7 protein-coding genes and 1 pseudogene are annotated in these 10212 nt (G+C 63.0%); 4 read left to right on the forward strand and 4 right to left on the reverse strand.

Features of this window, described 5'->3' with window-relative positions; all coding sequences use genetic code 11:
• Window positions 1-187 precede the first annotated feature (187 nt).
• From GTP41_RS20275 to GTP41_RS20285, 3 genes and pseudogenes are all read left to right on the forward strand, one after another.
• Window positions 188-643: pseudogene (locus GTP41_RS20275) on the forward strand (ORF6N domain-containing protein); the annotation flags it as partial.
• A gap of 155 nt (window positions 644-798) precedes the next feature.
• Window positions 799-1242 carry a universal stress protein gene (locus GTP41_RS20280; RefSeq protein WP_161027400.1) on the forward strand — a complete coding sequence of 148 codons (444 nt, stop codon included), beginning with the start codon at window positions 799-801 and terminating at the stop codon, window positions 1240-1242.
• Between the two features lie 124 nt (window positions 1243-1366).
• Window positions 1367-3079 carry a PoNe immunity protein domain-containing protein gene (locus GTP41_RS20285; protein WP_161027401.1) on the forward strand — a complete coding sequence of 571 codons (1713 nt, stop codon included), beginning with the start codon at window positions 1367-1369 and terminating at the stop codon, window positions 3077-3079.
• Between the two features lie 81 nt (window positions 3080-3160).
• Here GTP41_RS20285 and GTP41_RS20290 read toward each other — a convergent pair whose 3' ends face one another.
• The 4 genes from GTP41_RS20290 to GTP41_RS20305 all read right to left on the reverse strand — a co-directional run bounded on the left by GTP41_RS20290 (window position 3161) and on the right by GTP41_RS20305 (window position 9533).
• Window positions 3161-3916, reverse strand: coding sequence for a substrate-binding periplasmic protein (locus GTP41_RS20290; protein ID WP_161027402.1), 756 nt, complete (start codon window positions 3914-3916; stop codon window positions 3161-3163).
• A gap of 12 nt (window positions 3917-3928) precedes the next feature.
• Window positions 3929-6124 carry an NHL repeat-containing protein gene (locus tag GTP41_RS20295; RefSeq protein WP_161027403.1) on the reverse strand — a complete coding sequence of 732 codons (2196 nt, stop codon included), beginning with the start codon at window positions 6122-6124 and terminating at the stop codon, window positions 3929-3931.
• A 135-nt stretch (window positions 6125-6259) separates the two neighbouring features.
• Window positions 6260-7540, reverse strand: a complete 1281-nt coding sequence (locus GTP41_RS20300) for an ABC transporter substrate-binding protein (RefSeq protein ID WP_161027404.1) — start codon at window positions 7538-7540, stop codon at window positions 6260-6262.
• A 13-nt stretch (window positions 7541-7553) separates the two neighbouring features.
• The gene (locus GTP41_RS20305; RefSeq protein ID WP_161027405.1) at window positions 7554-9533 is read right to left on the reverse strand and encodes a TonB-dependent receptor plug domain-containing protein; all 1980 of its coding nucleotides are present in this window, start codon (window positions 9531-9533) and stop codon (window positions 7554-7556) included.
• Between the two features lie 154 nt (window positions 9534-9687).
• Between GTP41_RS20305 and GTP41_RS20310 the strand changes: the two genes are divergently transcribed.
• Complete coding sequence (locus tag GTP41_RS20310) at window positions 9688-10197, forward strand: YfiR family protein (RefSeq protein WP_161027406.1); 510 nt, start codon at window positions 9688-9690, stop codon at window positions 10195-10197.
• Window positions 10198-10212: the final 15 nt, after the last annotated feature.

Genomic DNA, 10212 nt, shown 5'->3' on the forward strand with positions numbered 1-10212 from the left:
AAGCTTTGCATTGCCCGCCGCTGCCGGCCGTTTGGCATCAACTCAAATCGATATGATTGAAGGCGCTCCATACTGTAATTTTATACAGCATTCCGTATCGCAGTCGCACGGAAGGATGCCTGCGGCACCCGCGCGCTTGACCTCGGCCTGAAGGCCGAGGCTTGCCGCGCATTAGGTCAAGCGCAACCGGGAACGCTTCCCGGCCGACTTCATGTTCCAGCTCAACGCCCCCGAAAAGCAGGAGGTGGTCGCAAATTGCGACCACCTCGCGAAGTTGAAATTCTCGAAGGCGCTGCCGTATGCCTTCACCGAGCACGGCGCCATCCAGGCCGCCAACGTGCTGGCCTCGCCGCAAGCCATCGAGGTCGGCGTGTACGTGGTGCGCGCCTTCGTTCACTTGCGCGAACTGGTAGTGACGAACAAAGAACTGGCGCTGCGCCTGGACGAGCTGGAGAACAAAACGGATCTGATGTCGTTCAAACAGGAAACATTCGAGCACAACAACCGCGTACAGCTCAAGCAGATCATCGACACGTTGCGAGAGCTGATGGCGCCACCGCCAGCAGCTCCCAAGCGGCCGATCGGCTTCGTCACCCCAGACGACCCGTCAGCTAAACCGAAAGCAGCTAAAAAGACGAGATAACCCCTTTCCCAGAAATTCGTTTCGCCCGTTCGGCATTCTCAGCAACTTGTTCACAGGGTTTTGCTTCACGGCGCCGCCAGAATTGACCTAAGTCATGGAACCACGCTCCAGCGCAGCACACACTGAACCTATCTAATCCACGCACGGAGCCAGCCATGTTCAAACACATCCTCTTCCCCACCGACGGATCGCCCGCCTCCAGCGCCGCGCTGCATGAAGCCATCAAATTCGCGCAGGAAGCCGGCGCCCGCGTCACTGCGCTGCACGTGATCCCGGAATTCCACATCTTCACCTACCACCCCGACATGCTGGAAGACACACGCGGCGTGTACCTGAAAGACAGCGAAGTCCACTCCTCCGCCGTGCTGGAAGAAGTAGCCAAAGTGGCCCGCGACCACAACGTGCCCTGCGACGTGGTGCAGCGCCGCTCCGACCAGCCCTACGAAACCATCGTCGCCATCGCTCTCGACTACGGCTGCGACCTGATCGCCATGGCCACCCACGGCTACAAAGGTGTCCGCGGCATGCTACTGGGAAGCGAAACGCACCGCGTGCTACTAAACACACCAGTACCGGTGCTGGTCTTCCGGCCGCGCTAGAAAGCAAATTAGTGACCGACCTCCAACCTTAGTCCTGAGAGGGCAGATTCAATTGAACATCCCTTGCCGCCAACAAAATTCTGAGGTGTAATGGCGCCCTCATAGTTGCAAAATAAACAACGCCATGTATAACAGCCTGCCAGAAGACGTCTTCTATCAATCACTGCGCGAGCCATTACTGAGGTTTTATGGCTACGAGCAGGTGTTTTCCGATCACGTGGAGACGTTCGAAAAAGTGGCTGATAACCTGCAGCACCTCGCGCAAAGTCCGGGCGCCAGTTCGTATTACAGGTTAATGGACATAACTGAACTGCTTTCAAGCGACGCCACAGCATACCTGGTCAATTGCTACAGCGCCGGGCACCCGATCACCGATCTTCAACAGTTCTATGGCCGCGCAGTTGAATATTGGGAGACTTATGCCCACTACAACCAGGCCTACAACGACAGTGGGGAGCGTGACACGCCCTGGGCGCATGTGCCGCTGGCCAGTCCTCGATACCACCAAGCGTTGGCAATGGCCTGCTTCGGCCTTCTGCTCGGCAAGCCAGACATGCTCCAGCGGCTCGCCCCATTGCTGGACTACCACAACGACGATCGCGATGGCCTGCTCGAACGCCTGTTCAGTTGCTGCATCGACGGCCGGGAGCCGGGCATCAATATGTGCAGGCGCAACCTGCCCTACTCGAAAACACTCCCCATTTTTGCCGCGCCAGCAGCGGAACGCCCGCAATTAATGGCGCGTTACCTCGCCGAGTGGTACCAATCCAGCCGGCGGGAAGACTACTTCAACCGCCACGAAACGGGATACGATTTCGTCGGCTACTGGTCATGGGAGGCTGCGGCAATCACACTGGTGCTGGGCATCGACGACACCAGCTATCGCGATATGCCCTACTACCCGAAGGATATCGTCGATTTCGCGCGCGCCGAGTACGGCGCCAAGGTGCCCACCTATAGCGCCCCTGCCGCGCTGGGTCCCAGCGAGTTACCGATTCCGTCCGGCTTCGACGGGTTGCAGGAGTACTGGCAGTCCAAGAAATTCTCTATGGCCGATTTCGAGAGCAAACGCCGTTCCGGCCGCATGCGCTACGAGAGCTACGAGGACAACCTGGAATACACCACGCAGAGGACGTTCTACGAATGCGGCGACCCCGATGATTACGACGCGGCGTCCCAACTGGCATTTGAATCCGTCAATCACCTGCGCAACTGCTTCAGCGCCGGCCACGCGCTGGAAGACTTGCAGGCTTTCTACCCTTTAGCTGTCGGCTTCTGGGAAAACTATGGGCGTTTGCTGATGTCCCTTGATCCCGGCGCGGGTTCACGTGAAGCGGATGACGACGACGATTACGATGACTTCAAAACTTGGGTTGACTTGCGCGGCGACGATTACCATACCGCCTTGTCGCTGGTGTGCTTTGGCATCCTGCTCGGCCACCAGGACCAGCTAGCCCGCATCATGCCCGTCCTCGACCACGGCAACCAGCGCCGCGACGCCCTGCTGGAGCGGCTCGTAGCGCCATGGGTACCCGGACGCGGCGAAGCACCGAAGAAGTGCACACGCGGCAAACCCTACGCGCAAACTTTGCCGGTATTTTCCTGCGCACCCGAAAAGCGCGCAGAGATGATGGCGGAGTACATGCGCGCCTGGTACGACATGAGCGAGAACGAGCCCTACTTCGGCACCAATCGAAAAGGCATGCAGTACTTTGGCTATTGGTCTTTCGAGGCGGCCGCCATCACCTTTGTGCTGGGCATTGACGATGCGACCTACCGAGAGGACCGCTTCTATCCGCGCGACCTGGTCGACTTTGCCCGATCGCGCACTGCTTAACCATATTAAGGACGCCGGGCTTGAACTTCCTGGTCGACATCGGAGAAGCAGGCCGAGAAACATTAGTCAGCTTCACCACGTTCACTGGTCCTCAGAGGATACGAAGTTGTACTTCTTCTTCAACTCCTCCACCTCGGCCTTATTGGTCTGCATGAAGCGGCGAAACTCCTCCACCACGCGCGGGTACTTGTGGGAGGACAGGTACCACTGTCCGGAGGCGTGCGGCAGGTTCGGGTCGTACACCACTGGCACTTGCGGCAGCTTGCGGATCTTGGTCCAGTAGTGGCGGGCAATGCGGGTGTTCATGTAGGCGCCATCCACGCGCCGCATGATCAGTTTTTCGTAGAGGGCATCGTAGTCGGCAGTTTCTTCGATGCGCAGGGCGCCGGCGGACATCAACTGCTGGTAGGGGTATGGGGTGAAGCCGAGCGGGATGCCGAGCGTCTTCAACTGGCCAACGCCCTTCCCCAGGTTTTCGGGCCGCACCAGCACGCCGTCGGTAAATTCCAGCATGGGCGCGTAGCTGATTTTCAGCTCGCGCTTCATGTCCACCACCCAGTTGGGATTATCCGGGAAGGCCAGATCCACCGCTCCATCGACAAACAGGCGGTCGCGCCGCTTCAGGGGATAGATCTCGTAAACAAAGGTGTATCCCATGTGGCGGGCGAAGGCGTCGAGGATGTCCTTGCCCAGGCCTCCATAGACGCCATTCCGCACTTCCGAGTACGGCAGCCAGTTCTTGTAGTCTTCAACGCCAACGGTGAAAGTATTCCTGTCGGCAGCCTGCACAAGGCTGGACGCCAGCAGCAACAGGCTGGCCAACATGACACGCACCATGGCACCCCTCCATCATTCTGGCTGGTAGGCGTAGATATTGACGACGTTGTAAGTGGTGTCGGGCACGTACACGCGCCGGTCGCGCGCGTATATGAAGAATGGCATCCAAACGCCGCCTGCTTCGGGGTGTTTTTTGAAAACAACATCCCCCGTCACATATTCTAGCGTGTCCTCGCCGATGCGGAAGATTTTCAGGGCGCGGTTCACCAGGTCGTTGACGATCAGGTGCCCTTCCCTGTCGGCGCACAGGCTGGCCGGCAGATAGAACTTGTCGAAGTCTTTGTCCGGGTCGTCGCAATAGCCCGACTTGCCGTAATGCCAAAGGCTCTTGCCCTGCCTATCGAACACGCGGATGCAGTCGTTGAACTGGTCGCAGACAAGAACCCGGTCCTGGGCGTCGATGGTCACGTCGCTGGGCGCGAACTTGGTCAGCGGCACGCCCTTCTCTTCCCACTGGAAGTTCTTCACGAAAGAAACCATGCCCGATGGCTGCAGCTGCCACATCGAGATGCGGTTATTGCCCGAGTCGGCGATGTAGATTTCGCCGTGGCTGTTCACTTCCAGCCCTTGCGGCGCATGCAGCGTGCCGTCGCCGCCAATGCCGTCGCGCCCGAAGGGCAAGCCGTAGTTCAGCAAATGGCCGCCGGGGCCGAACTGGAACATGGAGACGGTGCCGGCATTGAAATTGGTGATGAAGACCAGCGGCGTGCCGGGGCAAATCTGCCCGAGCAGCGGTTGCGCCTCCGACGGGTAGTAGACGGCCATGGCCAGCCCGCCCGGCATGAAGAAGCCGCGCATCATGTCGTGCAGTTGGGCGATGGGGTCGGCGGCGGTGTTGAAGGTCTTCATGCACCAGTTGCCGGAATCGATATTGAAGGACGAGGTGGAGGCGCTGGCCAGCGGGTCCACTTTGGCGTGCTTCGCCACCTGGTCGTACCAGTACTTGTAGACGTTCGCGGTGGCGGTAGCCCAGCTGTCTATCCAGTTCAGTTGCGGCAGCTTGCCGGTGCCGGCGCGCGCGGGGTCAACCCCGATCACGGACGTCATGCAATTGAACTGGGAGGTGGCGGACTTGATCGTCTGGTTGTCGCGCCGGTGGCCCACGGCATCCAGCAGGATGGCGGCCTGGTCGCCGCCGTCGCTGTCGGGCGCAATGCGCATCTTCAGCACGATGGAGGCGAAGGGTTCGGTCACGTAGTACACATTGGGTTCGGCGGCTTCGCAAATCTGGTAAGGGCCGACGAAGATCGCGTCCTGCAGTGCGCCATACACCATGTCCGCCATGGAGTGCGCCACCTGGGGCTTGCTGCTCCAGAGCGGCAGCATGCCCTCCACCACGGTGAGCAGCTTGCCGTTGGTGTCGTACACGGTGATGGAGTCTTCCAGCTGGCCGGGCACGAAGATGCGTTCGTTGATCACGCAGACGGAACGCATGACGTTGAATTTGCCAATGCCGGTGGGGTCGCCAAAGCTGTGCAGCAGGGATGTCTCGCCGGGGCACTGCACCCTTTCGTTCTTGACCGGCCAGGCGGTGTCGATCTTGAGGATTTCGTAGTGACCGGTATTGGCCAGGTAAATGTTGCCGTGCGTATCGGAGGCCAGGCCCTGCGGCCAGAGCAGGTTGTGCACGCTGTTGGCGTCGTCCACTACGCGGAACTGGAGCACGAACTTCCCTTCCGTGGTGAACTTCACGCAGCGGCTGTTGTCGTTGTCCTTGGTGTGGAAGAATTCGTCGCTGACGTAGACGAAGTGCTGGCCGCTGGCCTCGCGCACGATGGTAATGCCGTTCGGGTCGCTCAGCGGGATGAAGTTCTTGCCGTTGATGCCGTCCGCCGCATCGCCGAAGGCAAACTGGAAGTCCGCCGAATGCTCGTCGTATTCAAACACCACCACGCGGCCGTTGCCCATGTCGGTGCAGTACATCAGGTCTTGCTCGGGGTGGGGGCAAAGGTGGAAAGGCATCAGCAGGCGGCGCGCCTGTTCGCTGCCGGCGCCGGGCGTGTCGATCACGTGCAGCAGCGTGTTCAGGTCGGCGGTGAATACCAGCACGCGGCTGTTGCCGGTGTCGCATACCCAGATGCGGTCGTAGTGGTCGCGCGCAATGCCGACCGGGGAATTCATGGTGAAGTCGTCCGGCAGCTCCCCTTGCACCGTCGATCCCGGCATGGCGATTTCGCCATAGTGCGTGACATGATGAAATTTGGTCATGGCCATCCCCGCCTGGTTGTTGAGCATTCCAGTATCCGGGGCGCTGAAAAAAACAGCAACATTGAGCGAGAAGCCAGCAACGGCAAGGGCCCGGGGCTAGCAGATGGCTAGGGTCCGGGGCGGCGCCCTGCCCGGCTAGGGGAAGGAAATGACCTTGCGTTCGACAAAACTCACGCTGCCGTCGGCGGCTTTGACGGCTTCCAGGATCAGGTAGGTGCCGGCGGTCGGGTCGCCGTTGGCGTCGAAGTCGATCACGCTGCCCACGCCCTGGTAGTCGATATCGCGTCCGGCTTTGATCGCGTTCAAGGCTTGTGCGAATTGGCCGGGGTGGATCTGCACCGCCGCTGCGCCCTCTGCGTGCGAAATGCTTGCCATATTGGCCAGCACGGCGGCGCGCGTATTGGCGCCGCCCTGCGCCATGGCCAGGGCGATCAGGTAGACCGCGTCGTAGCCGGTGAAGGAGGTGCCTTCCGGCTCCAGTCCTACTGCCTTGACGAAGGCCGTGCGGTAGGCGGCGTAGTCGGGCGATTCGCGCGGGGCGGTGGGCGATACCGCCTGCATGCCGATGCCTGCTTCGCCGGCGTTGTTGATGAAGGCGACGCCAAAGTTGCCGGCGCCGTATAGGCGCGGCATGCGCGCGCCCAGGCGTTCTTTCAGGCCGCGCGCGATGCTGGCGCCGTCCAGCGCGAAGCCGGCGATGAAGACGGCGTCGGGCACGCCGTTGGCCAGCAGGGCTGTCAATTCAGCGTCAAAGCCGACTGTCTTGCTGGCGGGGTATTGCACCTTGGTCAGCGGCGGGGCGCCGCGCGCGGCCAGGCGGGCGCGCACGGCTTCGCTGGCGCCCTGGCCGAATACGTCGTCCACGTGCAGGATGGCGATGCGGCTGTGGCCTTGCGCCAACATATGGTCGGCCACGGCGGCGCCCTGCAGCACGTCGGAGGCGACGGTACGCCATACCGTGCCGTTGTCTTCCAGTGTGGTGATTTGCGGCGAGGAGCCGCTGACCACGAAGGGCATGCCGGCGGCTATCGTGGCTTGCTGCGCGACCGGAATGGCGACGCGGCTGGAGAAGGGGCCGAAGATCGCGGGCAGGTCCATGGCCAGCAGTTCGCGCGCGCTTTGCACGCCGGTGTCGGCGTCGAGTTTGTCGTCGCGCAGCACCAGTTCCAGCGGCTGGCCGTTCACGCCGCCGGCGGCATTGATCTCCTGTACCGCCAGGCGGGCCGCGTATTCCACGAACTGGCCCTGGTTGGCGGCGGTGCCGGTGCGTGTGACCAGCAGGCCCAGTTTCACCGTGCCGGGCGCGGTCACGGCGGCGGGATTGGCGTCGACCGAGGTGCCGCCGCCGCAGCTGGCCAGGGCCAGCGCCAGGACCGGCGCCGTCATCGCGGCCATTGCCTTGCTCCATTTGTCCATGCGTTCCTCCGCTTTAGAAACGGTAGCTGTAGCTGACGGTCGCGGTGCGCGCCTCGCCCGGCAGGTCAATGCCGCCGTAGCCGGGTTCCGCATACTGCCGGTCGAACAGGTTGCTGACGCGTAGCGCCAGCGTGTGCCGCCCCAGGCTGCGCTGCCAGTTGGCGTCGGCCAACGCGTAGGAGGCCAACTGGTAGGGCCGCAGCAAGTTCTCCTGGCTGTTGGATTTGCTGGCGCGGCGCGGCGACACGTGGCGTGCCGACAGCGCGAACTGGCCCAAGTCCGCATGCAGGTACTGCCAGCTAAGGCGCGCCACCAGGCGCGGGTAGCTGGCGGTGGGCGTTACCTGCAGCGGCTGCAGGCGCGGCTGGAAATGGTCGTCGGTATCGGCCCAGGCCAGCTGCGCGCGCCAGCGCTGCGCGCCCAGCTGCCACAGGGCCTCCCCTTCCCAGCCCTTGCCCTCCTGCCGCCCGCTGTTTTGCGGCTGCAGGTTGGCGCCCAGCGGCAGCAGCTCGGTCTTGTCGCGCACCGTGAGCCGGTAGGCGTTGGCGGACAAGGCCAGGCTGGGCGTGGCTTGCCAGTGCAGGCTGGCTTCCGTACTGGCCGAGGTTTCCGGGCGCAGGGCCCGGTTGCCCAGCACCTCGCCGGGATACAGCGGCTGGGCGTACAGCTGGCTGGCGGTGGGCGCCTTGTAGGATGTGCCGTGCAAGAGCTTGTAGTGCAAGGTGGGCGACAGGCTGCCCACCAGGGCGATGCGGTGGTTGTTGTCGGCGCCGAACACGCTGTGGCGGTCGCGCCGCAGGTTGGCGGTCACGCCCAGCCAGCTCCAGGGGCGGAAGCTGTATTGCAGGTAGGCGCCGGTGTTGGTGATCCGTTCGCGCGCTTCCTGCCCGGAGACCAGGGTGCGGCGCCCGCTGGCCACGTCCACGCTGTAGACGCGCATGCGTTCTTCGGCGTCGCGGCTGCGGTCCAGGCCCAGCACCACGCTGTGCTGCTCGCCGAAGCGGCGCTGCACTTCCAGGTTGAAGGCCGTTTCGGCGAAGCCGATTTCGCGCTGCGGGTAGCTGGCGGTGGCGCCCAGTGAGAGGCGTTCGCGCGCGTCGGGATCGCCCTCGGCGTGGGCGGCGCTGGCGCGCAGGATCCAGTTTTCCCAGCCACGGTATTCGTGCTGCAGGCGCACAGTGCGCTGGTGCAGGGCCAGGCGGTTGTCGCGGCTCAGCATGCCGAAGTCGAGGAACTGGGCGTCGCTGTCCAGGCGGTAGGCGTGCGCCATCAGTGTCGTGTCGTGCGCAGGCGCGGCGTAGCCCACCCGCAGCAGGGCGTTGCGCGGGCGGGTGTCGTCGTCGGCCGAGGTGCTGCTGCTGCCGGCGGCGGTCACGCGCCGGTACAGCGGTGAGCTGGCGGGCAGGCCGGCGTCCTGGCGTTCCAACCCGGCGCCCGCGACGGATGCCATGAACTGCCACGGGCCGTGGCTGGCCTGGGCATGCCCTGCCAGCGCCGCGCCCTTTTCGCCGCCACCGCTGTAACTGGCGGTTACGGCGTGGTGCCGCTGCTCGCCGCCGCGCGTAATTATATTCACCACGCCTAAAAAGGCATCGGCGCCATACAGCGCCGAGGCCGGGCCGCGCACCACTTCGATGCGCTCCACCGCTTCCATATTCAACAGGCTGGGGCCGAGGAAGTTGCTGGCGTCGCTGCGAAAGGCCAGCGGCTGGCCGTCCAGCATGACTTTTAGTATGCGCGACCAGGCGCGCACGCCGGCATGGATGCCGCGCACGCCCACATTCGGCGCGACCCGGTCGGAAATGGCGTACATGCCGGGCACCTGCACCAAGGCTTCGGCCACCGAGCGGTAGCCGAACTGGCGGATATCCTCCGCCGTAATCACGGAGATCACCGCCGGGGCGTCGCGCGCCGACAGGGTTTGCCGGCTGGCGGTACTGAACGGCATGTCCAGCAGGGCTTCCACACTGACGTTGAACAGGTCCGTATCCAAAATCGCATCCTCCGGCAACGGTGACCGGGGAATAGTAGTCCTATTTTGCGCTGCGGCGTAACAGTTTTGGCTTGGGCACAACAATCTTTCAAATAGTCCAACGGGAATGGGGGCAAGGCTTATACTTGCTGGGATGCAGCCTGACCTCGTTTCGGTGACGCTTCGCTACGCCCTGCTGCTGGCGGCCTGCTGGCCGCCCGTCTCGACCGCGCAGGCGACCGTCTCCAAGGAACAGATCAAGGCCGCCCTGGTTTTCAACTTCATGAAATTTACGGAGTGGCCGGCGGACCAGGGCAATGGCCCGCTGGTACTGTGCCTGGCCAATGCCGACCGCCGCACGGAAGCGGCCTTCGGCCAGGTCAACGGCCGCAGCATCGACAGCCGCACCATCCAGGTGCGGCCGGCAAGCGGGCCGGATGTGGGGGCCTGCCACCTGCTCTACATCCAGGACGGCACCGCGCGCGACATGCTGGAGCGCGTCAGCGCCAGCTTCCCCAAGGTGCTGACCGTGGGCGACCAGGACGACTTCACCGAGGCCGGCGGCGCGATCGGGCTGGTGGAATTGAATGGGCGGGTCCAGTTCAAGGTGAATATGGACATGCTAAAACGGGGCAACTACAAGGTCAGTTCGCAGTTGCTGAAACTGGCCGTCAATTTGCGCTAGGGCGAGGAAGGGCAT

Source organism: Pseudoduganella guangdongensis, assembly GCF_009857475.1.
Lineage (GTDB): Bacteria > Pseudomonadota > Gammaproteobacteria > Burkholderiales > Burkholderiaceae_D > Rugamonas > Rugamonas guangdongensis.

Excerpts from the sequence above, each read along its gene's own strand:
- GTP41_RS20300 (WP_161027404.1), bottom strand. The coding sequence starts at position 7,540 with ATGGACAAATGGAGCAAGGCAATGGCCGCGATGACGGCGCCGGTCCTG.
- GTP41_RS20280 (WP_161027400.1), top strand. The coding sequence starts at position 799 with ATGTTCAAACACATCCTCTTCCCCACCGACGGATCGCCCGCCTCCAGC.
- GTP41_RS20285 (WP_161027401.1), top strand. The coding sequence starts at position 1,367 with ATGTATAACAGCCTGCCAGAAGACGTCTTCTATCAATCACTGCGCGAG.
- GTP41_RS20295 (WP_161027403.1), bottom strand. The coding sequence starts at position 6,124 with ATGACCAAATTTCATCATGTCACGCACTATGGCGAAATCGCCATGCCG.
- GTP41_RS20290 (WP_161027402.1), bottom strand. The coding sequence starts at position 3,916 with ATGGTGCGTGTCATGTTGGCCAGCCTGTTGCTGCTGGCGTCCAGCCTT.